The 25,511-nt window shown below is 34.1% G+C and carries 21 protein-coding genes; 18 read left to right on the forward strand and 3 right to left on the reverse strand.

Annotated features, from left to right (window positions below; translation table 11 throughout):
- Positions 1–14 precede the first annotated feature (14 nt).
- The 17 genes from K345_RS0106840 to K345_RS0106920 all read left to right on the forward strand — a co-directional run bounded on the left by K345_RS0106840 (position 15) and on the right by K345_RS0106920 (position 19,072).
- Positions 15–680 carry a ComF family protein gene (locus K345_RS0106840; RefSeq protein ID WP_156888335.1) on the forward strand — a complete coding sequence of 222 codons (666 nt, stop codon included), beginning with the start codon at positions 15–17 and terminating at the stop codon, positions 678–680.
- Between the two features lie 104 nt (positions 681–784).
- Positions 785–1,243, forward strand: a complete 459-nt coding sequence (locus K345_RS20105) for a ribosome assembly cofactor RimP (RefSeq protein WP_053228123.1) — start codon at positions 785–787, stop codon at positions 1,241–1,243.
- Between the two features lie 3 nt (positions 1,244–1,246).
- Positions 1,247–2,725, forward strand: coding sequence for a transcription termination factor NusA (gene nusA / locus K345_RS0106850; protein ID WP_028973527.1), 1,479 nt, complete (start codon positions 1,247–1,249; stop codon positions 2,723–2,725).
- A gap of 19 nt (positions 2,726–2,744) precedes the next feature.
- Entirely contained in the window at positions 2,745–5,327 is a 2,583-nt protein-coding gene (infB, locus tag K345_RS0106855) for a translation initiation factor IF-2 (RefSeq protein ID WP_028973528.1), read from the forward strand.
- A gap of 15 nt (positions 5,328–5,342) precedes the next feature.
- Positions 5,343–5,705 carry a 30S ribosome-binding factor RbfA gene (gene rbfA, locus K345_RS23105; RefSeq protein WP_028973529.1) on the forward strand — a complete coding sequence of 121 codons (363 nt, stop codon included), beginning with the start codon at positions 5,343–5,345 and terminating at the stop codon, positions 5,703–5,705.
- Positions 5,695–6,552 carry a tRNA pseudouridine(55) synthase TruB gene (gene truB / locus K345_RS20110; RefSeq protein WP_053228124.1) on the forward strand — a complete coding sequence of 286 codons (858 nt, stop codon included), beginning with the start codon at positions 5,695–5,697 and terminating at the stop codon, positions 6,550–6,552. The genes rbfA and truB overlap by 11 nt, the downstream gene beginning before the upstream one ends.
- Positions 6,552–7,322 carry an FAD synthetase family protein gene (locus tag K345_RS0106870; RefSeq protein WP_028973530.1) on the forward strand — a complete coding sequence of 257 codons (771 nt, stop codon included), beginning with the start codon at positions 6,552–6,554 and terminating at the stop codon, positions 7,320–7,322. Before truB ends, K345_RS0106870 begins: the two co-directional genes overlap by 1 nt.
- A 12-nt stretch (positions 7,323–7,334) precedes the next feature.
- Positions 7,335–7,604, forward strand: coding sequence for a 30S ribosomal protein S15 (rpsO, locus tag K345_RS0106875; protein ID WP_028973531.1), 270 nt, complete (start codon positions 7,335–7,337; stop codon positions 7,602–7,604).
- A gap of 15 nt (positions 7,605–7,619) precedes the next feature.
- Positions 7,620–9,752, forward strand: coding sequence for a polyribonucleotide nucleotidyltransferase (gene pnp, locus K345_RS0106880; protein WP_028973532.1), 2,133 nt, complete (start codon positions 7,620–7,622; stop codon positions 9,750–9,752).
- Positions 9,753–9,761: 9 nt separating this feature from the next.
- Positions 9,762–10,964, forward strand: coding sequence for a M16 family metallopeptidase (locus K345_RS0106885; RefSeq protein ID WP_037571544.1), 1,203 nt, complete (start codon positions 9,762–9,764; stop codon positions 10,962–10,964).
- A complete protein-coding gene (gene dut, locus K345_RS0106890) occupies positions 10,961–11,395 on the forward strand; it encodes a dUTP diphosphatase (RefSeq protein WP_028973534.1) in 435 nt (144 codons plus the stop codon). Before K345_RS0106885 ends, dut begins: the two co-directional genes overlap by 4 nt.
- On the forward strand, positions 11,346–12,692 hold the full coding sequence (locus K345_RS0106895) for a ligand-binding sensor domain-containing protein (protein ID WP_156888336.1): 1,347 nt from the start codon (positions 11,346–11,348) through the stop codon (positions 12,690–12,692). Before dut ends, K345_RS0106895 begins: the two co-directional genes overlap by 50 nt.
- A complete protein-coding gene (locus tag K345_RS0106900; RefSeq protein WP_037571548.1) occupies positions 12,689–13,969 on the forward strand; it encodes an LptF/LptG family permease in 1,281 nt (426 codons plus the stop codon). The genes K345_RS0106895 and K345_RS0106900 overlap by 4 nt, the downstream gene beginning before the upstream one ends.
- On the forward strand, positions 13,966–15,042 hold the full coding sequence (locus K345_RS0106905) for an LptF/LptG family permease (RefSeq protein ID WP_028973537.1): 1,077 nt from the start codon (positions 13,966–13,968) through the stop codon (positions 15,040–15,042). The genes K345_RS0106900 and K345_RS0106905 overlap by 4 nt, the downstream gene beginning before the upstream one ends.
- A 10-nt stretch (positions 15,043–15,052) precedes the next feature.
- Entirely contained in the window at positions 15,053–16,162 is a 1,110-nt protein-coding gene (tgt, locus tag K345_RS0106910) for a tRNA guanosine(34) transglycosylase Tgt (protein ID WP_028973538.1), read from the forward strand.
- On the forward strand, positions 16,149–17,693 hold the full coding sequence (gene murJ, locus K345_RS0106915; protein WP_037571550.1) for a murein biosynthesis integral membrane protein MurJ: 1,545 nt from the start codon (positions 16,149–16,151) through the stop codon (positions 17,691–17,693). Before tgt ends, murJ begins: the two co-directional genes overlap by 14 nt.
- Positions 17,690–19,072: a HEAT repeat domain-containing protein gene (locus K345_RS0106920; RefSeq protein ID WP_028973540.1), complete on the forward strand. Its 1,383-nt coding sequence runs from the start codon at positions 17,690–17,692 to the stop codon at positions 19,070–19,072. The genes murJ and K345_RS0106920 overlap by 4 nt, the downstream gene beginning before the upstream one ends.
- Here K345_RS0106920 and K345_RS0106925 read toward each other — a convergent pair.
- From K345_RS0106925 to K345_RS0106935, 3 genes are read right to left on the reverse strand one after another with little or no spacing between them, the layout of a single operon-like run.
- The gene (locus tag K345_RS0106925; RefSeq protein WP_028973541.1) at positions 19,047–21,005 is read right to left on the reverse strand and encodes a vWA domain-containing protein; all 1,959 of its coding nucleotides are present in this window, start codon (positions 21,003–21,005) and stop codon (positions 19,047–19,049) included. The two genes, K345_RS0106920 and K345_RS0106925, sit on opposite strands and share 26 nt — an antisense overlap.
- Positions 21,006–21,022: 17 nt before the next feature.
- The gene (gene greA, locus K345_RS0106930) at positions 21,023–23,722 is read right to left on the reverse strand and encodes a transcription elongation factor GreA (protein ID WP_028973542.1); all 2,700 of its coding nucleotides are present in this window, start codon (positions 23,720–23,722) and stop codon (positions 21,023–21,025) included.
- Between the two features lie 18 nt (positions 23,723–23,740).
- Positions 23,741–24,691 (reverse strand): tetratricopeptide repeat protein, encoded by a 951-nt coding sequence (locus tag K345_RS0106935; RefSeq protein WP_053228125.1) that lies wholly within the window; start codon positions 24,689–24,691, stop codon positions 23,741–23,743.
- Positions 24,692–24,826: 135 nt separating this feature from the next.
- Here K345_RS0106935 and rpe point away from each other — a divergent pair, with 135 nt between their 5' ends.
- The gene (rpe, locus tag K345_RS0106940) at positions 24,827–25,483 is read left to right on the forward strand and encodes a ribulose-phosphate 3-epimerase (protein ID WP_028973544.1); all 657 of its coding nucleotides are present in this window, start codon (positions 24,827–24,829) and stop codon (positions 25,481–25,483) included.
- The last annotated feature ends 28 nt before the right edge of the window (positions 25,484–25,511 follow it).

Below are 25,511 nucleotides of genomic sequence, written 5' to 3' on the forward strand. Positions count from 1 at the left end.
TTTGTATACCTTATATGAAAATTGATATTTTCCCCCAATACTGTGAACTTTGTGGATCTTTGATAGATATAGGCACACACTTTTGTGATGGTTGTGCTATTCCCAATGGGATATTTAGAAATAACTTTTGTAAGAATTGTGGTATTATATTGCCTAGTCCATTGATGAAAAAATGTAGTTCCTGTTCTGATAGCAGCAACTATAATACTTACTTTCTAATGTCTTATGAAGGGAGTATAAAATTGATAATACAAGCATTTAAAAACGTAAAAGAGGATAGATATTGTAAGTATCTGGCTGATTTATTTATTAGGCTCAGTCCTTGGATTTATTCATATGACATCATTATTCCAGCACCTTCAAAAAGAAATATACTAACTAAGAAAGGTAGCTTTATAGACATAACTAAGTACATGGCTAAGCATTTTGATCTGAATATAGTATACTTACTTAAGAAAATAAAAAATACTCAGCAGAAAAAACTAAGCCTTCAAAATCGTCATAGAAACTTGATATCTGTTGATAAGTACAAAATTCAAAAATATATGAAATACACTAACAAGAGAATATGTATAATTGATGATATTTATACAACAGGTAATACCATAAAACAATGTGTGTCAGCATTAAAATCCATTGGGTTTAATAATATTGACGTGATTACACTTTGCCGCGACTAACGTTGACAGTATCTAATAAAAGTGTTAGTTTAGTCAAAATTACGTTAGACAATTGTATTCAAGAGTCTTAGAGGCTCTTTTTTTTGTGCCAAAAAAGGAAGTATATGTTAAAAGATAAACCAGAACATCCCCTTTTTGATGAAGTAGTGAATATCTTGGCTCCTTTAGAAATATGTCCTTTGGAATTCGGTTTACACCGAAATAAAGGATTAGTAAGAGCTGATTTGGTAATATATAAGAAAAGTGGGGTTTCCCATGATGATTGTCAAAAAACATCTGAAATTCTTTTACCCAAACTAGAAATCTTACTAGATAGTCAGGATGTGAATTTGGAAGTTTCATCTCCAGGAATTTCAAGAAACATCAAGACTTTTTATGAATTAGAAGTTTTTGTTGGACAAGGAGTTAGTTTATATCTCAAAAGTAAGTCTGAATGGGTTAATGGTGTCTTAACGAAAAATAAAAATAGTTATATCATTACCAAGGATGGTATAAATATAGATATATCACCGGAGGATATTCAGAAGGCTAAGCTTGATGACTCCGTAGGAACAGGTAGGTAGAAAATGGCATCTGAGTTTGCTGAGGCTATAAGGCAAATTGTAGCAAACAGAGGAATTAGTGAAGATCTAGTTCTTAGAACTGTAGAAGAATTCTTATTAGCTGCTTACAAAAGACGTTTTGGAACAGCAGATAATGCTGTAGTAAAAATAACCGAAGAAGGTGAAAATGTCGGCTTGTTTGCAAAAAAGATGATCGTAGAAGACGTCTACGACCCTGTCTCTGAAATGAGTTTGGAAGAAGCCTTAGAATATAACGAAGATTGTGAATTAGGTGATGAATTACTCATTGAAATTGATCCTAAAGAATTTGATCGCGTGGCTATTCAATCTGCTAAACAAAAAGCACGGCAAAATCTAAAGGAAATTCAAAAAGATACATTATATTCTGAGTTCAAACAAAAAGAAGGGGAAATGATCATAGGTTATTTCCAGCGAGAAAGAAATGGTAATATTTTTGTTGATCTTGGAAAAACTGAAGGAATTCTCCCTAAAAGGTTTCAATCACCAAGGGAAATCTATCGTCCGGGAGATAGAATTAAGGCGTTAATTTTTGAAGTAAATAAAAATTCAAGTGGCTTACAGATAGCTTTAAGTAGAACTCATACAGATTTTGTTAAGCGTATCTTTGAGTTAGAAGTACCTGAAATTTATGATAATACAGTAGAAATCTTTAAAATTGTCAGGGAGCCTGGATATCGAACAAAGTTGGCAGTCTATTCCAATCGTGAAGATGTTGATCCTGTTGGAGCCTGTGTTGGATTGAAGGGTGTAAGAATCCAAGCTATTGTACGAGAGCTTGAAGGTGAAAAAATTGATATTCTTCGTTATGAAGAGGATCCTTTAACATTTATCAAAAATGCTCTTTCTCCTGCAGAAGTTATACAAGTTATTATTTTGGATGAAGAAAAACGTCAGGCATTAGCAGTGGTTAAAGAGAATCAATTATCTTTAGCTATTGGTAAGCAAGGATTGAATGTCCGTCTAGCAAATAGGTTGGCTGATTGGAACATTGATGTTAAAACAGAAGAACAGTTTGAAGAAATGGATATTTCTTTAGAATCAAAATTAGCGGCAAATGCTTTATTTGATACTGTTGAAGAAGAAAGTAGTGATGAAATCTCCCGCATCGATGAACTTCCTGATATTGATAACAGGTTGATTACTGCATTAACAAATGCGGGATATGAAATGATAGAAGATCTCATTTCCTTGACGGACAAAGAACTAATAGGGATTGAGGGGTTGACCAATGAAGATGTTGAGGTGATCAAATCAGCAATTAGTGAAAATGTAGAGATAATTGAGGAAGAGGAAAGCGAATCTGAACAGCCTGAAGAAGGTGAGGCAGAAGAGGATTCATTTGAAAGTGGTGATGAGGAGTATGAATGTCCAGAGTGTGGATCTCCTATTACTATTGACATGACATCTTGTCCTGTCTGTGGAGTTGGATTGAGCTTTGAGGTTGAAGAGATAGAAGAGTAAGAAGGAATAAGATTAGAACATGCCAGAGGATAAGAAAGAAAAACCTAAAGCGACTTTAATTAAACACAAGAAGTCTACTGACGTTCCTGAGAAAGATGAAAAGCAGGAAAAGAAGAAGGTTGTTGTAGTTAAAAAGACTCATAAAGTTGTTAAGAAGACTCATAAAGTCGTTGCAAAAAAGAACGACGAAGATACAGACGAAACTTTCACTAAAAATGGATCACCTGATAAAAAAACATCAGGCAATTACAATAACGATAATAGAGAACGTCGCCCACGGGATAATCAGGGATACCGAAGTAATTCTGATAGATCTAACAATAATGGTGGGTCTGGAAGATTCGATAATCGACGGAGCAATACTGGTCGAGATAATAACAGTCGTAATACAAATTACAGAGACCGTGATAATAATAATCGTCCTCAAGGAGAGAGACGTAATTATCGTGATAGAGATCAAAGTCAAAGTAATAATGTAAATAGACCAAGATATCCTAAACGCGAAAGTACCGGGGATGCTGTTAGAAGACCGTTTAATAAGGACAATAACAACAGACAAGGTAATGATCGAAGGCCTAATAGCCGACCTGGTAACAATTCTGGAGGAAGAGGTTCTTTCAATAGCAATAGACCAGGTGGTAATAACCGAGGTGGTTATGCTGGTGGTAATAACAGAAGTGGTGGAAACAATAATGCAACAGCACAACCTTCCATTACGGATGGTAAAAAAACATCTGCAAAGAAATTTAAGGCAAAGAAGTCTAAGAATAGTTTTGTAAAGAAAAGAGAAGAACATACAGAAAAAATGTTCACTCAGAAAAAGAAGTCTATTCAAAAAGCGAACCCTGTTCCAAAAGAAATCGATATTATGGAAGTAATAACTGTTTCTGAATTGGCAAGAAAGATGAACTTAAAAGCAAGTGATCTGATTGGTAAATTAATGGGTATGGGTATGATGGTTACCATCAATCAGCAGATTGATGCAGATACAGCAACTCTTTTAGCTGAAGAATATAAGTGTAAAGTTAACTTGGTTAGCTTATACGATGAGACAATTATTGAATCAAAAGAAGACGAAGATGTTGATCTTACTGAACGACCACCTATTGTTACTATTATGGGACATGTTGATCATGGTAAAACCAAGTTATTAGATGCAATAAGAACAACAAATGTTGTTGCTGGTGAATACGGTGGGATCACACAACATATTGGTGCCTATCAAGTAACCACACAGAATGGTAAAGTTGTTACTTTCCTTGATACTCCAGGACACGAAGCCTTCACTTTGATGAGAGCTAGAGGTGCTCAGATTACGGATATAGTTGTATTGGTAGTTGCGGCAAATGATGGCGTTATGCCTCAGACTATTGAAGCTATTAACCATGCTAAAGAAGCTAAAGTACCTTTGATAGTAGCTATTAATAAGGTGGATTTACCAGAAGCAAATCCTGATCGAGTTAAGCAGCAATTGTCAGAATATGAACTGATCCCTGAAGAGTGGGGAGGTTCAACAATGTTTGTCGAAATCTCTGCTTTAAAGCGGCTAAATATTGATGGTCTATTAGAATCAATATTGTTACAGTCAGAAATGATGGAGTTAAAAGCTAATCCTGAAAGAAGTGCTGAAGGTCATATCATTGAATCAAAAGTTGATCAGGGACGTGGTGTCGTTGCTACTGTTTTGATTGAGAAAGGTAAACTTAAAATAGGTGATAGTTTTGTTGGTGGTATTCACTATGGTAAAGTGAGAGCTATGTTTAATGACCGTGGTGAAAGAGTGAAAGAGGCTGGTCCTTCTATGCCTATCGAGATTCTTGGATTTACTGGAATTCCTAATTCTGGAGATCCTTTCCAAGTGGCAAATACTGAAAAGTTTGCACGACAGATTGGAGAAAAAAGACAAGAACTCAAAAAGGTTGAGGATGCTAAAAATGTTAAGAAAATCACTCTGGCAAATCTATATGATTCCATACAAGATGGTGAAGTTCAGGAATTAAAGGTAATCATTAAAGGTGATGTCCATGGTTCTGTAGAAGCTTTACAGGTATCACTAGAGAAATTAAGTACTAGTGAAATCAGACTTCATGTAATACATGCGGCAGCAGGTGCAATTGTAAAAGATGACGTTTATTTAGCTGCAGCATCAAACGCAATCATTGTCGGATTCCATGTAAGACCAACCCCTCAGGCTTTGTCTATTGCTGAAGAAGAAAAGGTTGAAGTTAGGAAATACAATATCATTTATGACGCTGTTGAAGATATCAAAGAAGCCATGGAAGGTATGTTAAGTCCTGAGCTTAAAGAAGAAACTATTGGTTCTGTAGAAGTTCGTGAGACATTTAAAGTTCCTAAAATTGGTGTTATTGCTGGTTGTATGGTTACAGATGGTACAATACGTAGAAATGCAATGGTTAACCTCATTAGAGATGGTATTCAGATATTCAATGGAAAGATTTCATCATTGAAACGTTTTAAAGATGATGTCAAAGAAGTTAATCGTGGATATGAATGTGGTGTAGGTTTAGAAAATTACAATGACTTGAAGGTTGGTGATACTATCGAAGTTTATGAAATTCGAGAAATTGCCAAGAAGTTGTAGGGAGTATTTTTACAAATGGCTAAGTTTCGTCCAGAAAGAATAGGTAACTTAATCCGAGAAGAAATAAGTCGTCTAGTTAGTCATGAAGAAATAAAAGATCCTAGGGTTAGTTCTTTTTTATCCATTACAAGGATAAAAGTTGCCCAGGATCTTACTAATGCTAAAGTGTTTATCTCCTCTATTGAAGGGGAGAGCAAACTTCAAAACGGTGTTAATGGACTAAATAGTGCGGCAGGTTTTATACAAAAGCATTTAGGTCAAAAACTAAGAATGAGAAATATTCCTAAATTGGTATTTGTAGCAGACTCATCTATAGTAGAGGGTTTTATAATAAACCAAAAAATAGATGAACTAACTAAGGAGTCTGATGATAACTAATGGAATTATATTAGCTGATAAGAACATAGGTCAGACATCTTTTCAATTCCTTGGTACAATTAAAAGAAAACTAAATACTAAAAGAGTTGGACATGCTGGTACTTTGGATAAATTTGCCAGCGGTTTAATGATTGTATTAGTTGGACGTGCAACCAAATTAAATGCTCTCTTTTCAGGTTTAGATAAATCATATATTGCTACTATGAGTTTTGGTGTTGAAACTGACACTCTTGATCCCGAAGGACAAGTAATTAAGACTGCTAATTTGCCCGATTTGAATCAAATAGAAAAGGTATTGCCTACTTTTCTTGGTACAATTAATCAGATACCACCGGCATATTCAGCAATCCACATTAATGGGAAAAGGGCTTATGAACGTGTTCGTAGCGGTGAAAAAGTAGAACCCCCTATAAGAAAAATAGATATTAAAAGCTTGAAAGCCGTATCTTATAATGAAGAAACTCTAAAATTTGAAGTTTTTTGTTCAAAAGGTACTTATGTACGTTCTTTGGCGAGAGATATTGCATATTCTTTGAACTCTTGTGGACATTTAGAACACTTACGCAGAACTAGTATAGGACCTTTCAACTTAGAAGATTATAAACAAAATGTACTCATAGGAAGTGATGAGTTGCTTAAGAAATTGTTTAATTGGGATAGTCTTTACTTGAAGCCCGACTACTATAGTTATACAAAAGATGGAAAGGTATTGTATCCAGAGTATTTTATAGAGCCACCCGAAATCGAGGGTACTTATTTTCTTTATAGAGAAGATGACGTTTTTGTGGGAATTGTAGAATTTGCAAATAGAAGTTTAAAATATTATTATTTAGAACGGCTTGACTGATGAATGTGCTATCGTGGGACAAATTTCGTGCAAAAACAAGTGAAAAGGTACCATCTGCCATAACTATTGGTGTTTATGATGGTGTTCATATAGGACATAAATCTTTGATAGCTAATATATTGGATAAAAATCTATATTCGATAGTTTTTACCTTCGGTAATAGTCCTAAGAGCTTTCGAAAGTCTAATAAAATGAAATCATTGATGTCTATTGACGATAGGCTTTTAACTTTTGCTTCAATGGGGATAGATGAGGTTGTACTGATTGACTTTTCTCCCGATTTTAGTAAACTGACAGGAGAAGATTTTCTACAGGAAATTGAGAAAAAGTCCGACCTTCGCCAAATAACCATCGGATTCAATTTTCATTGTGGTAAAGATAGAGATACCAATTCTAGAGATATAGAGAGTAGGTATCATAATAGCAATACTAAAGTTGATATAATTGATCCAGTTTTTTTGGGTTCTGAGAAAGTTAGTAGTTCGACAATTCGTTTAGCTATTCAAAATGGGAACTTGCAAAAAGCTAATGATATGCTAGGTCGAAAGTATTATATAAATATTTTTGGTAAGGCATATGAACAAGAGGGAGTATACGTTATTTATAAAAATGATATTCCTTATCAACTACCTAAAACCGGTGTATATCCGATTACAATTCAGGGAGAAAATAACACTCTCTGCTCAACTGAGCTTGAAGTCTATGAGGATAAAATTAGGTGGGTGCAAAAGGACGGATCTAATCCAGTTTGTATTGTTTTTGAATCATAGTAAGGAGTAAATATGTCTTTGGATAAGAGCAAAAAAGAGACGATTGTATCTAATTTTGGAAGAAGTGCACAGGATACAGGTTCTAGTGAAGTACAGATAGCATTATTAACTAAGAGAATTCAAGAGTTAACAGAACACTTTAAGACACATAAGAAAGATCATAGTTCAAGAAGAGGTCTTCTAAAACTCGTAGGAAGACGAAGAAGATTGCTAAGGTATCTTAAGAATACTAATATTGATAAATACAGAAGCTTAATCAAAGAACTAGGTTTACGTAAATAATAACAAGGATAAAGAATGATAAATCGTGTAAGCATAAGGATCGGTGAAGAAGATCTGATCCTAGAAACTGGACGAATGGCTAAACAAGCAAACGGATCAGTTTTCGCCACTTATGGGGGATCTTCGGTTCTCGCTACGGTATGTTGTTCTGCAAAAGAGGGGGAAAAGTTGGACTTTGTCCCCCTTTCTGTAGATTATAACGAAAAGTACTATGCCGCAGGTAAAATACCTGGTGGTTTCCTTAAGAGAGAAGGACGACCAAAAGATAAAGAGATATTGGTAAGTCGATTGATAGATCGTCCAATGAGACCTCTTTTCTATAAAGAGTTTGGTCGAGAAATACAAGTTATTCCAACAACTGTATCTACAGATCAAATTAACCCTCCTGATGTTATAGGAATGGTAGCCGCATTTGCTGCTGTTTCCATATCCGACATTCCTTTTAATGGCCCAGTTGCCGCTGTACGAGTTGCTCTCGTCGGTGATGACTATATTGTTAATCCAACATTTGAACAAATTAGTAAAAGTCGCTTAGACATAGTTGTTGCTGGTACTAATGATGGAATTACAATGGTAGAAGGTGGAGGTAAAGAAGTTTCTGAGGAACAGATGATATCCGCCATTGAAAAAGCTGAGCCGGTTTTAAAACAAATATGTGCCGCTATTGTCGAACTGTCTGATAAAGTAGGAAATGAAAAGCTGTCTTTACCTGTGTGGGAAACCGTTGTACTAGAACAAGAAGATGCCATTAAGACCAAATATTACAGTGCTTTAGAAGAAGCTTGTTTTGTAATAGGAAAGCATATTAGATATAAGGCCATAAAAGATCTAAAATTATCTGCATGGGCAGAATATGGTGAAGAAATTGGCGATGAGAATAAAGAAATCTTTAGTGATTTATTTGCCAAATGGGAAAAAGAAATTGTTCGTTCTTCAATCCTTAATAATAAAAAAAGAACTGATCATAGAAATCCGGAAGAAATACGAAATATTACAACAGAAGTTAATGTCTTAGATCGTACTCATGGTTCTGCTTTGTTTACTCGTGGTGAAACGCAGGCTTTAGCCGTTGCGACTTTAGGAACTGTATTCGATGAACAAATTATGGATGATATAGATGGAGATAAACGAGCTAAGTTTATGCTTCACTATAATTTTCCACCATTTAGTGTTGGTGAAACAGGACGTATGGGAACAGGACGTAGAGAAATTGGACATGGTCACTTAGCTCAAAGAGCTATTGAAGGGGTCTTACCTGAAACAGCGTCTTTTCCCTACACATTGAGAATAGTGTCAGAAATACTGGAATCTAATGGTTCATCATCTATGGCAACTGTATGTGGTAGTTCTATGTGTTTACAAAATGCTGGAGTTCCTATTAGAAAACCTGTTGCTGGGATTGCAATGGGATTGATAAGTGAAGGTGACGACTATGTTATTCTAAGTGATATTCTTGGTGAAGAAGATCATCTTGGAGATATGGACTTTAAAGTTGCTGGAACAGAAGATGGTATCACTGCCTTTCAGATGGATATTAAAATATCTAATGTCAGTCGTGCCTTAATGGAAAAAGCTTTGGATCAGGCTAAAAGAGGAAGAATGCATATCCTAGGAAAAATGTCTGAAACTATTCATGATCCTGCGGAAGATGTGTCTGAATTGGCTCCTAAAATCATCAGTATGAAAATAGATCCAGATAAGATTGGTATGGTTATTGGACCTGGTGGTAAAAACATTAAAGCAATTTCTGAATCTTGTGATGCCTCAATTAATATTGAAGATGACGGTACCGTTACGATATACGGTAAGAAACGTGATGGCGCTCGAATGGCTGAAACAAAACTTCGTGGTATGATTGAAGATCCAGAAGAAGGTCGCGTTTATGACGGAACTGTTAAACGAATTGTTGATTTCGGTGCTTTTATCGAAATCCTTCCAAATAAAGAAGGTTTATGTCACATCTCTAAATTGTCTACTGAAAGAGTAGGTGCAGTGACAGATGTTCTTAAAGAAGGCGATGCTGTTAAAGTTCGATTAGTAGAAATTGATAAAATGGGACGTCTTAATTTAAGTATTGTAGATGTTGATGAAGAAGTTTGGAAGAAGAGAAGCCAACGTCCTGGAGGAAGCCGACCTCAAAAACGGTAAGTATAGTACTTGATTAGCAAAAAAATTCTCTCAAACGGAATCACATTAATTCAGCAACCAATAGAGAACGTGAAGACCTGCGCCATTGGAGTAGGTCTTCCTTTTGGTTCCAGGCATGAAAGTAAGTCCATAAATGGATATACTCATTTTTTGGAGCATATCCTTTTTAAAGGCACAAAGAAGTTTTCTACTCTACAAATAGCAACAAATATAGAAAAATCTGGTGGTCAGATAAATGGATATACTGATAAAGAAGAAATATTTTTTCAAATATGGATACCAACAGATTCATTAGCTATCGGACTTGATACCATTGTCAGTATGTTATTTGAACCTTTGTTTGATCCCAAAGAAATTAAGCGTGAAATTAGTGTTGTGGTTAATGAAATAGAAGCCATTAAAGATGATCCTGATGATTTAATACAAGAATGCAATTTTCAGGAAATATTTCAAACAAATTCATTGGCAAATCCTATAGCAGGGTTACGCAAGACTATCGAGAAAATAACACCAGAATCTATTAGACAATTTTATAATGATATATTTTCCACAAAAGACCTTATTTTTACAATTGTTGGCAATTATAAAAGTATAAACATAGTAGAACTCTTTAGCGAATTACCTATTAGATCAGGTAATTCACCAAGTTTTGAAGCAGTAACTTCTTATAAAAATAAAGGAAGAGTTTTAAAATCAGAATTTAATCAGATTCAAATATTACTATCAAAAGTTATAGAAGGGACTCCCTCTCTTGAAGATTCACTTAAAGCACAGCTATGTTCTAATGTTATTGGTGAGACTATGAGTTCTCGCATGTTCCAGAAAATCAGGGAAAAATTAGGTCTGTGTTATAGTGTTGGGTCTTTTTATCAAGATTATAATGATTTGCAATTCTTTCAAATTTATGCCAACACAAGTGAAAAGTATAAGACTAAAACATTAGATGCCATGTATCATGAATTGGAGAGCCTTAAGAAAGGTGTCACTAGTGAAGAGTGGCTTATAGCAAGAAGTCAATTTACGGGAAGTCTGTTGTTGTCAGATAATGACTATGAATATCACACAAAACGGTTGTTTAATCATTGTGTGGCCAACTGGCCATTACTTGACACTACCCAGTATATAGAAATTATAAATTCCATTAGTGACAAGGATTTGGAAGAATACCTTGAAAGGATAGTTGCTGACTCATGGATAAAGGTAATTGGATGAATAAGATAACAATTAAATATAAAAAGGGAGCACGTAAACCTTCATATGCTACTGTTGAAGCTGCTGGCGCAGACGTTTATGCTCTTCTGGATAAAGAGATTCTATTAAAACCAGGAAAGAGAGCTCTTGTTCCTACTGGTTTATTCATGGAAATACCTCCTGGATATGAAATCCAGGTTAGGCCAAGATCAGGATTAGCCTATAAAAATGGTGTAACTCTAGTAAACAGCCCTGGAACAATAGATTCGGATTATAGAGGTGAAATAAAAATTTTGTTGATCAATTTAGGTGAAGAAGACTTTACCATTAAGGATGGTATGCGTATTGCTCAACTGGTTGTGGCACCACTTATTCAAGCACGTTTTGAAGAAGTGCTAATCATTGACAGCACAGAAAGGGGAGATAAGGGATTTGGTTCATCAGGTCAGTAAAGTTCTCTTTATTTTCTTATTTTCTACACATTTATATTCATTAGCTCAACAAGAGGATATATCATATAAAGAACTAGTCCATAATCCAAATATTGATATCCTGTTAAAGCAGAAAGAACCATCAAAAATAATAAATGATTTTGAAAAAAACATTTATCTATCTCGGGATGAACTTACTAAAAACCAATATAGAAAAGCGCTGGGTGTTTTTCTATATAAACAAGGGCTAAAAGCAGTAGCTATAAAAACATTACAGGATCTTCCTGAATACTATTATACCGACCAAATAAATTTAATTTTTAGTGACTACTTTTTATTTGAAAAAGAAGAGAAAGATAAAGCATATTATTATTTTTCCAGAATAGATAAAGAAAATAATTTACCTAAAGAAGAGAGCAATCTCTTTGAATTATTAAGAAATAGGTTACTGTATTTTAAGGTTGATCAAGCTATCTACCAATTAGAGGATCATAATGTATCTGAAATTCTAGTTGATAATGAAGATATATGGATAGGAACTTGGAATGGTGGAATCTTAAGATACAGTTTTAATACTGGCGATTCTATTGTTATTCAGCCACCAAAACCAAGTTTAGAGTCACAGGCAATACGAAAAATAATATCTTATAATAATGAGATTTATATTGGTCAATATACTGGTCTATCTGTATACAACAAGAGAAGATCGCAGTTGATACCACTTTCGTTAGATAAACAAATTAGTCAAATACAGGATATCATAATAAAAAATAATGTTATGTATATATCAACCTTGGAAAACGGTATATGGACCCTCACTGAAGGTAAATATAAGATGATTCATGGTGGTGATTATAATTATACAGTATTTCAAATATATAAGAATGAGTTGTATGTAGGAACTGTGAATAAAGGACTTTGGATAATAAATGATTCTCAATTTGATCGTCCTATAAAGGCTTTAAATAATCAATTAAATATAAGTTCTTTAAGCTTGTGGAAAGGTATGCTAGTTATTGGTACTTATGGTAAAGGACTATATTTTTATGATGGAAAAAAAATATCTAATATTAACAAAAGTAATTCTTTGTTAGGAGATGATTGGATCCTTGATATTGTTCCTAATAAAACTGAGTTATTTGTAGGTACCTTTGGTGGTGGTTTTTCGTTAATAAAGGATGCAGATCATATAAAAACGTTTAATGTTAATAATGGTTTTTTGTCACAAGATGTTGCAGCCATATCAGTACTAAAAGACTATATCGTTCTTGGAACATTAGGTAATGGTGTTTATCTTGTTCAATATCAAAAATTATGAGAAGAAGTTATACAAAAATTTACATATATATAAGTAAAGAACTTATTTTCAGTTTTCTCGTTAGTTTTCTGTTTTTTTTCTTTTTATTTTTTGTTAATCAGATACTAGTTTTAGCTGAAGTTATACTATCCAAAAGAATACCCCTGTGGGATGTCCTCTTATTAATTTTTTTTAGTCTACCGGCGATTATTGCTTTATCAGCTCCTTTTGGATCCTTGGTGGGAGCTTTGATGACAGTTGGCCGTTTATCATCAGATAACGAAATATTATCTATGCAAGCTGTAGGGGTATCATTACCTAGGATATTTATTCCGATTTTTTGCTTATCTATTATTATTTCCTTAATGAGCTTTATAGTTAATGACTATTTTTTACCTTTGGGAATACTTAACTTCAATAAACACTATAAGAAAATAGTCTACCAAATGCCTCAATTAGAACTAGAATCTTATATGGTCAAAAAAATTAATGATACTGTACTAATAACAGGAGATGTAAAGGACAATCTTATCAATAATCTTCTTATCATTGATAAAGATACAGAAAAAAATAATCGTGTTATATCTTCATCCTCAGCTGAGTTGATAAAAGGAGATAAAAATAGCGATATATTAAGTCTTAAATTACTTGATGTCTTAGGTCTGACACCTGATAAAAAAGTGAAAAATGACTTTGAATATTTTGAAAGTGATAAAATGTTATATAATATTTTACTTAAAGATTTAACAAATCAAGTACAAAACCTCTCACCAAGAGAAATGAGTTCGTATGATGTTTATCAAGAGATAAAAAAGAAAGAAAAAGATTTTTTAGTTAAGAAGACAGAGAATAGAAGGTCAATTGATAAGAATTTTTTTGATTTAAGTGTAGCTTATTCCAGTAGTACTTCTGAATCCGTAGATTTAAAGCGGTATAGATATGATGACACAGATCTAAAAAGAAAACTTAGAACTTTAGAACGATCTAAAATGAAGATAAAAGAAGATCGTTCTATTCATAGTTGGAAATTAGAATTTAATCAGAAATTTAGCCTTCCTTTTTCATGTATTGTTTTTACCTTTATTGCGTTTCCTATTGGATTATTTAGCAAACGTAGCGGCCGATCTGTTGGTTTTGGAATTGGTGTTTTATTATCACTCATATATTGGGGACTATTGGTTAGTGGAAGAACTTTGGGGTATAAAGCAAATTTGAACCCGGTGATTTCCATGTGGACGCCTAATATTTTGATGTTTACATTAGGATTAATCCTCTTTAGTATCAGGTTAAAACGATGATACTACAAAAAATGCTTTTAAAGAAAATTCTACCTGTATTTATTGTAGCCGTTTTTTTCTTTGTAACCATATTAGAATTACTGGATTTATTTACTAATTTATGGAGATATCTTCAAAATGAAGTCAATTTAGTACAGGTCGCATATCTTGCTTTATTATATCTACCTAAATGTGTATCCTTTTCCTTACCAGTAGCTTTGTTGTTTGCTGTATCATTTTCTTTAGGTGATTTATATGCAAATAATGAGCTTATAGCTGTATTTGGTTCTGGCGTCTCATTACTATATCTGACCATCCCCGTTTTTATATTAGGTTTACTCATATCTGTCACTGGTCTTATTTTTGATAATTATGTAGTTATTCCTACTTACAAAAATAAAAATAATCTATCTAGAGAATTATTACATCAACAAACTAATTATAGTAATTCCAATGTTATCAAAATGAGTCAGGAAGGGAGAATCGTATATTTTGCTAATTATTACAATGATAAAACAAAAACATTATCAGGCCTTATCTACCTTGAAAGAAATAGCGATGGTACTATCCTCAGACGAATTGATGCTGATTATGCAGAATATAGAAATACACAGTGGACATTTAATAAAGCGAGAGTTTTCTTAAAATCTTCTGAGAATGAAGTTTATTTCGAAGAAGATTATGATCAAATATCTGAAGAGAAATTCAATGAAGATCCTGAAGTTTTTAAAAAACAAACAACAGATATTGATGAGATGAATTTAACTGAAGCAAAAGAGTATATTCATTTCTTGCAAAAAGGTAATCTTCCCTATAAAGTAGCTCTGACTGATTATTACAATAGGTTTGCCTTTGCTTTTACACCCTTTATTGTGGCTTTCATTTCTTGTGCCTTGGGTGGAAGATTTAAAAAAAATATTCTATTAATGAGTCTGTTATCCAGTCTTATTATAGGAGTTGGATATTATGTAATCCAATTAGTTACTGTAATAATGGCAAAACTTGATATATTACCACCTGCATTTGGTGCATGGTTTGGTGTGATTTTTGTCTTCATCTTTGGAGTCTTTTTATTCTCCAAGGCTAAAACATAGAGGAGTTTTAATGTTTACAATTAAGGAAACCGATGGTAAAGCACGAAATGGGGTTATGCATCTTCCACATGGAGATGTGCAAACTCCTGCATTTATGCCTGTCGGTACTAATGGTGCTGTCAAAGCCATTAGTCATAAAGGTATTGAGGAAATTGGGCCTAACTTAATACTTGGTAATACTTATCATCTTTATTTACGTCCAGGTATAGAAATTATTAAAAAAGCAGGAAGTCTACATAAATTTGCCAATTGGAATCACAATATTTTAACAGACTCAGGCGGATTCCAGGTATTTTCCTTGGCGCCTTTTCGCAAAATAAAAGAAGAAGGAGTGAGATTCCGTTCTCATATAGATGGAGCTTATCATGAGCTCAGCCCGGAAAAGGTAGTTGATATACAAACCATATTCCGCTCAGATATTATGATGCCACTTGATGTTTGTACAGCACCCGGTATTGATTATCGTCAAGCTTTAGAAGCCTCTGATAGAACTACTAGATGGGCTGCTAGAAGTATGGCTCAAAGAAAAGAAGCTCCCGATGACTATTTGGGAAAACTTTTCTTAATTATCCAAGGTAATTTTTACGAGGACTTAAGAAGAAAGTCTACCGACGAAATCCTTGAATTAGATTCACCAGGCGTGGCCATAGGGGGGTTATCTGTAGGAGAACCTTTTGAGGAGTTTTTAAAGCATTTAGAAATGACTGCCAGTTATTTACCCTCAGAAAAACCTCATTATCTCATGGGTATAGGAACTCCCGAGTATATTTTTGCAGCTGTAGAAAATGGAATCGATATCTTTGATTGTGTTTATCCTACGCGTATAGCCCGGAATGGAACAGTATTCACGAGAAACGGTATTATAGCTCTTAAAAGAAAAGAATATGAGACTGATTTTACACCCATCGATCCTGGTTGTACATGTCATGCCTGCCAAACATATTCTAAATCCTATCTTAGACATTTATTCAAGGCAAAGGAAATCCTTGGTCCCATGATGACAACTATACATAACTTGCATTTTTTACATCAAATGATGATTGAAATAAGACAAAGTATAAGAGAAGGTCATTTTCATTCCTTCAAAGAGAGTTTTTTTAGACAATATGGGCAAAAATAGATCTACATCACGTAATACTGCTATTGTAATGGCTAGTACTTTGCTTTCCCGTATTCTTGGATATGTTCGTACTATGATTTTAGCTAAGTATTTTGGGATAACATGGATTGCAGATGTTCTTAATGGGGTATTTAATATCCCCAATAACCTGCGGAAATTGATGGCTGAAGGTGCTTTATCAAGTGCCTTTATACCGTCTCTAAGTTTAGCTGAAAAGGAAGATCCTAAAGAAGCGGTTAAATTAACAAAATCACTTTTGGGATTCCAATTAATAGTACTTATACCTTTAGGTTTGCTTGTACTTTTCTTTTCTTATCCTATTATAAATACACTTTTAGTTTATGATAATGAGGCTAAACGCGTTTTGGCTTCGCAAATCTTTAAATATTTTATTTGGTATTTGCCATTGGTTTCCATAAGTGCTGTCATTATGGCAGTGTTAAATGTGAAGGGACGTTTTTTCTTAACATCTATTACTCCCATTATTTTTTCTATATCTGTCATAAGTTCTATAATTGTTTTTTATAAAAAATTAGGTCCTTTTGGTATGGTCATTGGAGTCTTAGTAGGAGGAGTATTACAGATACTCATCCAATTACCGGTATTCTTCCGCGAAAAATTTTCGATAATACCGTCTTTTAACTTTCAATCCCCCTTAATGAAGAAAGTTTTAACAAACTGGCTTCCTATTATGGTAACTTCTTCTATATTCACTGTAAATCAACTGGTTGCTCATAATTTAGCTTCCAGATTGACAGAAGGAAGTATTGCAGCCTTTAGTTATGCCATTGTTTTCTGGCAATTGCCCTATGGATTATTCACTAATGCTACTACTACTGTCTTATTTCCCAAGATGAGTAAGGAAATTGCTAATAAAGAATATGAAAAGGCAAAGTCTACAATGTTGAGAGGGTTAAGTAATCTTATAAGTTTTCAAATTCCTTCTTCTTTATATCTATTTGTAGCAGGTTTACCTTTAATCGCAGTGTCCTTACAGAAAGGAAACTTTGACCTTGCAGGAACAATTCTGACTAATAAGGTGCTTATTCAATTCACAATCGGATTATTTTTTGTCGGAGCCTATAATTTTACAAACCGATACTTCTATAGCCAAGGTAATTATTTCATACCTCTTAAATCTTCTATCCTCGTTGTAATATGTGATGTCGGATTAAGTATATATCTCATGCACACCAAATTAGGTGTTGCTGGTTTAGCTACAGCCAATTCCATATCTTTTATCATAGGCTTATTCTATTTATTTGCTAACAAGGGGATAAAGGTAAGCTTTCATGATGTAATTCCTCTTTTAAACACAACTGTCAAATGTGTAGTCGGATCTATAGTACCATTAATTGGATTAATTGGCTTTGTGTATTATCTTAAAGGTATATGGAGTCAAGGAAGTACTATTGAAGGGTTTACAATTCTAGCCATTGGGTCCTTAATCTATGGACTACTAACTCTAACTTTTTACTATTTGGTTAAAGTCGACTTTATACGTGAACTAATTAATAAGAGGCGCAGATGATATATTTATTTCTTTTAATATCTTTGCTTATAACTCCTGTTTATGGTGATGATGATATAAAGAGCATTAAACAGGATCGTAAAGATACCATTCAATTCGGAATAGATGATCAAGTTATTAGTCTCATCACTGACTTAAAAAAAGAAAAGGAAGAAGAATATAATGCAGATTTGTTAAAACTACTGGATCAGTCATCAAATACTAAACTTAACAATGCCATACTTGATTTGTTCAAAGAGCAAGAGACTGATATCGCAGCAGAATGGGCCCTTAATGCCTTAAAGACTGAGGCTTTTGATGACCAAGCCTCGATATTAGCTAGTTTATCCTATCTTCGAATCATCAAGTATAAAGATTTACGTTCTGTAGTGGATGATTATTTAGAAGATGAAGACCGAGTTATTTCTTTAGAAGCCATACGAGATCTTGGAGCTGTTGGAGATGCTGATGATGCTAAGCACTTATTGGATTTATTAGATGATGACGATATAGACGATAGTGTTCGTCCTGAAATACTACGAAGCTTAGGACGTATTCATAATATAGACACTCTAGAACGTATTATTAAAATCGCTGATAGTGATGAAGAAGATAAGGATATGCGTTTGGCTGCAATATGGGCATTAGGAGAAATAGAGACTAGTGAAAGTCACAATGTCCTAATTTCCATTATGACTGATCAAGATCCCTTTATTAGGACGGAAGCTTTAGGCGCTTTAATTAAACATAAAAATGAAGATCTATCAGAACTATTTATTAAGTCCTTACGAGATTCTTACTGGAAGATTAGAATTGAAGCCCTTAAAGGAATAGGGGAGAAGAAATATACAGAGGCTCTGGATAATGTTATTTATATGGCTAGGAAGGATCCAGTCGAAAAGGTTCAACTTCAGGCTATGGATACTGTAGGTCAATTCGAATCGGGTAAAGGTAAAAGCTATCTCAAGGAATTATTTGAGAATAAAGATACTAAGCCTAAATTACGGCAAAAAGCTTTTCTTGTACTATTAGAACATGATAAGGGCAGTCTGAAGTCCTCAATTGAAAAAGTAATGAAAGAGGAATGGGATGAAGATAAATCATGGATACTAGATGTTATTGGTAAAAACATAGCAACAACAAAATATTCTGGATTCAGTAGCCTTTATGAAAAGTTTCTCACTCACAAGAATTATATCATCCAGATATATGGCTTAAGAGGTATTGAAAATAATAATCTAACAGGTATGAAGAATAAAATAATCCCTCTAGCAGGAGAAAAGCAAAACGGTTTTCTAAGAAAATATGCTTACTCCGTACTAGAAGAAATGGGCATGTCCAAGGATGCTGTAGACAAAGCCAATGAATCAGAAACTAAGAAGAACGAACCTGACGCATAAGAGCATTTAGTTCATCCAAAGGTGAACGGTAAGGTTCAAAATATATGGAAAGTATCTGGTTGGTTTTAGATTTTACTTTTATCTCCACTCCAACACAATCTTTAATTAACTCTTCTGTATTAAGTACATTGTTATTAGATTGATTACGGTAAAAGTTATAATGACCGTTTTCTAATGTTATCTTTCCAATGTATCCATTTATAGGTTTAAGAAAAATCTTAAAACTATGATTACGACCACCTACTATATGGCTTTGACCATCCTGAAAATATTTCGTATTAAAATTCCCTTGATATCTATTTTGTTCCACTAAACCGCCTTCCATAAAAACCCTCATTAATAGAGCTTTTGGTAAGCCATTCTCGTCTAGTGAAGCCATGATCGGTGGTTTATATGGGGTTTCTCTTCTTTGTTCTCCATAATGTTGTGGAGAGGGTGAAGACAAGTCTGTTGCATCAGAATTATTGGATAAAGAAGCAAGACTTATCTTTTGACCTTTTTTAACATGAGATCTCTTTTTCTCTGTACGTAGTGGTAGGCTATTAGCTGTTGGAGAAGAACTTCCTCCAGAAGTAGATAAGGACGTTCTCTTCACCGAAGGATTCCTGGTCTGTGAAGAGATATCATTATCACTAACCAAAGCTGTTTGCTTTTGTTGTTCTTCCTTATAAGAAGCTCTGGAATTGTGCACCACATTTTCCTGTTCCCGATTACGGGAAGCAAGAGGAAGAGACATGGAATGAGAGATCTTTAAGAATACAGAAAACAATATAATAATAACAAGTACACCTACAAAAAGAGTAGCTATAATTAAAACAATATTCTTATCGAAGAAGCCATTTTCTTTCAATTCATAAGTTATCACAAAGTTATTAGGAGTTGCATCAAACCCTTTTGCAAAATTAAACCGGAACACATCCTGTTGTTGTCCATTCTCAATAGATGATGGGAAATCAACAGATAGTTTAATATTCCTTTCTTTTTGAGGATCTAGAAAAATATCAACAGGACTTGCCAAAACATTACGATTATCAACAAATAGTTTTCGTATTTTAATTAAGTTAGCTTGGTTGGTATTATTAATGAGATGTATCTTAATTTTTCCAGAACGTTTAATAATCCCCAAATCCCTTTCCATTGTAATTCTGGGTAAACCAAGAGCTTTTTCTGACATATCTTCTGTTTGTTCAAAGTTAACAACAGGAGTATTTAACTCATTAGACAAATCCTCGTACACATTTGTACCTAAAGGTTCTGAATTATCTTTTGGTTCTTCTTTGTTTAATGCTGGATTAATACTATTAGAGGAGGACGTCTTTCCCTTTGAATCAGTTTGAGAAGAAGACTCTTCCTCAGTGTTAACTAAATCAGAAGTAGAGTCTTTAACTTCAATATCAATCTGGTCATCTTGCTTTTCATTGATCTGAATTAAATTAATATTCCATCCTTCCTGACGAAGAATATCTCCCTTTTTCTTGATAGCCTCTTTCAACGCCTCTTGAGAATTAAATACATAACTTGATCCTGGAGGAGGATCATGTATTCCATCTGTTAATACGAGGATGACTTTCTGGCTCTCAGGAGCTAAATCACTGGTATACTGATGTAGATAGTCTAATGCTAATAATAGATCCGTGTATTCCCCTAATGGTTGAATTAATAATAGTTGGTTTAGAGTTTGTTCTATATCAGCCTTTGAATTAATCTGACGTGTAATCTCCAAATTTGGTTTTTCATCAAAACTAATAAAATAAAAGTGATCTCCTATATTGAGATGTTTCTTAAGAAGATCTGTAAAAAGATAATCATTAACATCTTTATAGGAGTCAAACATGGACGAAGATGTATCCATAAGAACGATAACGTCCTTATTTTCTGCCCACAGTAGGTGTGCAGAAAATAATAGGACTAATAATAATAGTTTTTGGCGCATTAATGTACCTTGTGTTATTAAAAGTTTAGTACGGTGATGCCTTCAACCTTGTATTCATATTCTCTTTCATTGATGGTGAATTTCAAAGAATCACCAACTTTACCTTCGAGAAGTTCATGACCTAAAGGAGATAAGTAAGAGATAACCTTGTTATTAGGATCAGATTCCCATGGTCCAAGGATGCTATACTCTTCCTCTTCATTTGTATTTAGATTGGTTAAAACCACCTTAGTACCAAAAGCTATTGTATCACCTTTTACATCTTTAGCATTAACAACTTTTGAATTCCCGATACCTGCTTTTAATTTTCCGACACTAACATTTAGATATTCCTGTCTTTCCTTACCAGCTTTGTATTCTGCATTCTCTTTTAAGTCTCCTAATTCAATAGCAGAACCTATTTCTGCAGAGTTCTTAGGTATTTCGACTTCAATGATTTGTTTAAGTTCTTGTTGCTTAGCATTGTAGCTTGCCAAAGTACAAAGAATAGCTTTTGGAGCTGCTTTTCGCTTAGTTTCGCTTGCTTGAACGCCTCTCGTGAAGAACTTGAAGTCAGGGAATCTATCTGTGATGATATTTTTAAGGTTAATAACAAGGGTAGGATCAAGATCTTTGACATCTTCCAGAAGTGTAATCAAGCGAGACACACTTTCTGCATCTGCTGTTTCAAAATGAGTCTTGAGTTTTTCTTCTTTAAACAAGAAATTATGAATTTGTCTGTTATATTTTCTATTGTTAGATACTTCTTTACGGTTTTCAATATCCCGTCCTGTAATATCTAATAAGTGAATCATGGCAATATAGAATTTTTCGGAATGAAATCCTAATTCTTCAAACCATGGTTCTTCTACAATGTTTCTTGCAATCCAAATAAGAGCTTCCCTCATATCTCTGTATCTTTCTAAGATATTAGATATCAAACCTTGAAGCTCTTCCGTTTTCTTATTATTTCGTAATTCATCTACAATGAACCTAGTCAGGTAGTAGGGGAACAAGTTGCAATAGATTTCAGGCCAATTAGCAACATTCTTCTTAACCTGTATAAGAAACTCTTTTCGAAGATCGCTGTCATCAAGTTTTTGAAAAAGATCATTGATATCCTCTATTTCATCAAATAATTCAATGAACTTGTAATTATATCCAGGGTTAAGGAAAGGATACTGTTTAACAAGTTTTTGAATAAGTAGAAAAGATCCCATTACTTGTTCATTAACATTACTAAAGGTTTTTAAGAAGTTGGAAAAATAGGCGAATAGTTCCAAGAAGTATTCACTTTCAGGATCTGATAATTTAAGAAACTCATGCAGAGTGGATATTCTATTAAAAAAGTTTTTTTCAGCCTTAAACGTATTGAAAGCTTTCTCTTCAAAAGAAATTGGCTTATCACGAACAACAAACTGATCTGCTTTATCAGGAAGGTTACCGAATTCGGAGTTAGTTTTTAAAGTCTGGCGAGCTTCAGTTGACCAACTAGACCATTCCCCTTGTGTTAGGACAAAAGGAACAAGTTCTTTTTTGATCTTCTTCATATCTGCAACATTATCAAAACTCTTAATGATCATTTTAAGAGCCCAGGGAATGTCTTTTTTTACAGATTTCTTAAGTTTTTCTTTTGACCAAATTGCTTTTAAAACCCAAATATGATCTTTTTGAAGGGAGGTTAGAGCACTAACTGCCATCTTAAGAGACATTGAGTGTCCTCGTTTCCGTACAAAATCAATAACAATGTTGTCACCTTCGATTTTGCTTATCCGCCCAACACCCCAAGTTTTGTGATGTACAAAGTTACCCTTGTCAAAACTAATATGTTTTTCAAAATCACTAATGGCTTCATGAACATTACGCCATCCCTGTGATAGATTTGATACGCGAATATATTCATCTAACTGACTGTGACCTTCATATTTCTTTTTATAGATATCTACTATGTCTTTACGAGCCTTAAGATTCTTTGCATCATAGGATAGAATTCTCTTTAGAACTTCTAGAGCTTGATCCCACATTTCCTTTTCTTTTAACACAGGAAAATAATCTTCCAGTAGTAGGGATGCTCTTTCATTGCTCATACTCTTGGCAATTTTTCTTTCAAGAAGGAAGAAAAGGTCAAAATCTTCAGGAATATATTGAATCAGTTTAATCCAAATATCCCTAATGTTGGTATACATCTTTTTGTTGATGTATCTGTGCATGGCTTTCTTGTAGTATTCTACAGCTGCTTCTGTATCACCTTTTTCTTCTTTTGATTCAGCAATCTTTCGAACGATGTCTGCTTCTTCAAAATCAACTTTGATTAAGCGTTCCCATACATCATAAAGTTTTTCTTCATCACTTTCGTTAGTATAACATTCAGTAAGTGTTCTAAGGGCATACTTGTTTTCACCAAAACTCAAGATTCTGTTGGCTAAATATTCAACAATATTCCACTTGTGATTTCGTGAGAATAAGTTAATCAACATGACTATATTAGAATCATCTACCAATTGCTTACCTAAGGAAATCATTCCCGATAAATAGAGAGCAATAATGGAATTCTTGGAATCAACCAAGTGGGTGTTACAGATTTCTAGTATTTCATCTTCTGTTTCTGAATCATCAATTTTATCGAGCAGATTATCTAATTCTGAAAAATTACCGATCGAAAAGTTGTTAAGAGTTGTTCGTGTCCACTGCTCTTCGTGCAGCTTCTCGGTAATCTCTTTAATAATCTCTTCACTCATTTTGGTAAGCTCCTTGTGTTAGTTAATGTATTTCTGGTAAATCCTGGCATCCAGATGTTTGATGTTTTTCAACATCTCATTTATACGGCTACGATCTTCTTTCTTACCTATATAGTGATCGATCAGCCAAAAGTAACGGTTTATCAACTTTGGAATTATGTACTTGGACTCCTCTTTGTTATCCTGCATCATAGCATTAAGTGAATATATTGATTGCTTGAGTTGACCAAGTTCTACCGGTTTAAGTTCTCGTTTTATATTAAATATTCCATGCAAAACGCCATACACCGGAACCCATTCCTGCAGTTCTCTGCCGCTGTAACCATCCTCTTTTAAAGTATCCAAAAGTTTACGGATTAAACCTGATTCTAAATATTCAAGTTCAATCTTTTCAGCTCCAATAAAAAAAGCTTCCCTAAAGAAGACTTTTGCGTATTTAAGCTGACCAATTAGTGCATAAGTATCAGCCAGTTCGGCATAGACACGTGCAGAAGGCATCTTACTAAGGGCATCTTCTAGATAGTCCTGTGCTTTTTCATAATCACCTATCCCTTTGTACAACCGCCCCAGTTTGAGCCTGACTTCAGGGGTTTTCTCACTAGTCTCGTCAATTATGGATTCATAACTCTTTATAGCTGAGTTAAATACCCATCTTTGAATGGCATGTGTAGCCATTAATTGATCCGCCTTAAGCTTAGGAACAAAACGAGACACAAAACCCTTCCATTCATAAAGTCTCACTTCTGCCAACTCTATAGAATCGTTAATGTTGTCTAGTTTATCTTTTCTTTGTCGCCAATACTCAACACATTTAAGTGCAGACAAAAGTTCCCAGTCATCGAAAGAGATCTGTAATGCCTGTTCTAATTTTTGCCCCGCCTTTTCAAATTGTCCTAATTCAAGGGCCTTATAGGCTTCATCCAGTAATGGTCTAAATTCAGTTGATCTTATTGAATTAGATGGTTTCACGAATCAAAAATCCCATAGCCCTTATTTCTATTATAGCAGACCTAAAATTTTAGTCAATCTGAGTAAACTTAATTCTTTTAATTTGTGTTTGAATAACAGTTTGAATAAAAGGAATAAAAGTGTTAAAAGTTAACTATGAATAAGCATACAATAATTGCGCCATCTTTCCTAGCGGCTGATTTTACATTAGGTAAAGAAAGTATAAAACTTATGGAAGAAGGGGGTGCTGACTGGGTACATTTGGATGTTATGGATGGATCTTTTGTCCCTGACATAACCTTCGGGCATAAAATGGTAGGGGATATCAATACTAAAACAGATTTACCTCTAGATGTTCACTTAATGGTGGAACATCCCCAAAGTCATATAGATAACTTCATAAAAGCAGGTGCTGATTATATCACCTTTCATATGGAAGCAGAGGTTCATTCCCATAGAACTGTGGAACTGATTAAACAAGGGGGTGTCAAAGCAGGCATAAGTATTGTTCCTTCGACCCCTGTAAGTGCTATTAAGGAGTTGATTCCTTATCTTGATCTAGTTCTTGTTATGACTGTAAATCCTGGATTTGGTGGTCAGATAATGATACCGAGATGTTTGAACAAAATAGAAGAAATCAGAGAGATCTCAAGTCGTGTCAATCCTAGTCTATTAGTTAGTATTGATGGCGGTGTTAATAGTGATACTATTAATGTTATAAAAACCTATGCACCGGATGTTATTGTAACAGGGAGTGCTTTCTTTAAGGCAAAAGACAAAAAGTCTTATATAAATACATTAAGAAGTAAATGAGATATAGATTAAGACACAATGTGTCGAT

The organism is Spirochaeta cellobiosiphila DSM 17781 (genome assembly GCF_000426705.1).
Classification (GTDB): Bacteria; Spirochaetota; Spirochaetia; order DSM-17781; family DSM-17781; genus Spirochaeta_E; species Spirochaeta_E cellobiosiphila.

Bases quoted from the DNA above. Each gene is read 5' to 3' on its own strand.
- K345_RS0106840 (WP_156888335.1), top strand. From the start codon at position 15: ATGAAAATTGATATTTTCCCCCAATACTGTGAACTTTGTGGATCTTTG.
- K345_RS20105 (WP_053228123.1), top strand. From the start codon at position 785: ATGTTAAAAGATAAACCAGAACATCCCCTTTTTGATGAAGTAGTGAAT.
- nusA (WP_028973527.1), top strand. From the start codon at position 1,247: ATGGCATCTGAGTTTGCTGAGGCTATAAGGCAAATTGTAGCAAACAGA.
- infB (WP_028973528.1), top strand. From the start codon at position 2,745: ATGCCAGAGGATAAGAAAGAAAAACCTAAAGCGACTTTAATTAAACAC.
- rbfA (WP_028973529.1), top strand. From the start codon at position 5,343: ATGGCTAAGTTTCGTCCAGAAAGAATAGGTAACTTAATCCGAGAAGAA.
- truB (WP_053228124.1), top strand. From the start codon at position 5,695: ATGATAACTAATGGAATTATATTAGCTGATAAGAACATAGGTCAGACA.
- K345_RS0106870 (WP_028973530.1), top strand. From the start codon at position 6,552: ATGAATGTGCTATCGTGGGACAAATTTCGTGCAAAAACAAGTGAAAAG.
- rpsO (WP_028973531.1), top strand. From the start codon at position 7,335: ATGTCTTTGGATAAGAGCAAAAAAGAGACGATTGTATCTAATTTTGGA.
- pnp (WP_028973532.1), top strand. From the start codon at position 7,620: ATGATAAATCGTGTAAGCATAAGGATCGGTGAAGAAGATCTGATCCTA.
- dut (WP_028973534.1), top strand. From the start codon at position 10,961: ATGAATAAGATAACAATTAAATATAAAAAGGGAGCACGTAAACCTTCA.
- K345_RS0106900 (WP_037571548.1), top strand. From the start codon at position 12,689: ATGAGAAGAAGTTATACAAAAATTTACATATATATAAGTAAAGAACTT.
- K345_RS0106905 (WP_028973537.1), top strand. From the start codon at position 13,966: ATGATACTACAAAAAATGCTTTTAAAGAAAATTCTACCTGTATTTATT.
- tgt (WP_028973538.1), top strand. From the start codon at position 15,053: ATGTTTACAATTAAGGAAACCGATGGTAAAGCACGAAATGGGGTTATG.
- murJ (WP_037571550.1), top strand. From the start codon at position 16,149: ATGGGCAAAAATAGATCTACATCACGTAATACTGCTATTGTAATGGCT.
- K345_RS0106920 (WP_028973540.1), top strand. From the start codon at position 17,690: ATGATATATTTATTTCTTTTAATATCTTTGCTTATAACTCCTGTTTAT.
- K345_RS0106925 (WP_028973541.1), bottom strand. From the start codon at position 21,005: ATGCGCCAAAAACTATTATTATTAGTCCTATTATTTTCTGCACACCTA.
- greA (WP_028973542.1), bottom strand. From the start codon at position 23,722: ATGAGTGAAGAGATTATTAAAGAGATTACCGAGAAGCTGCACGAAGAG.
- rpe (WP_028973544.1), top strand. From the start codon at position 24,827: ATGAATAAGCATACAATAATTGCGCCATCTTTCCTAGCGGCTGATTTT.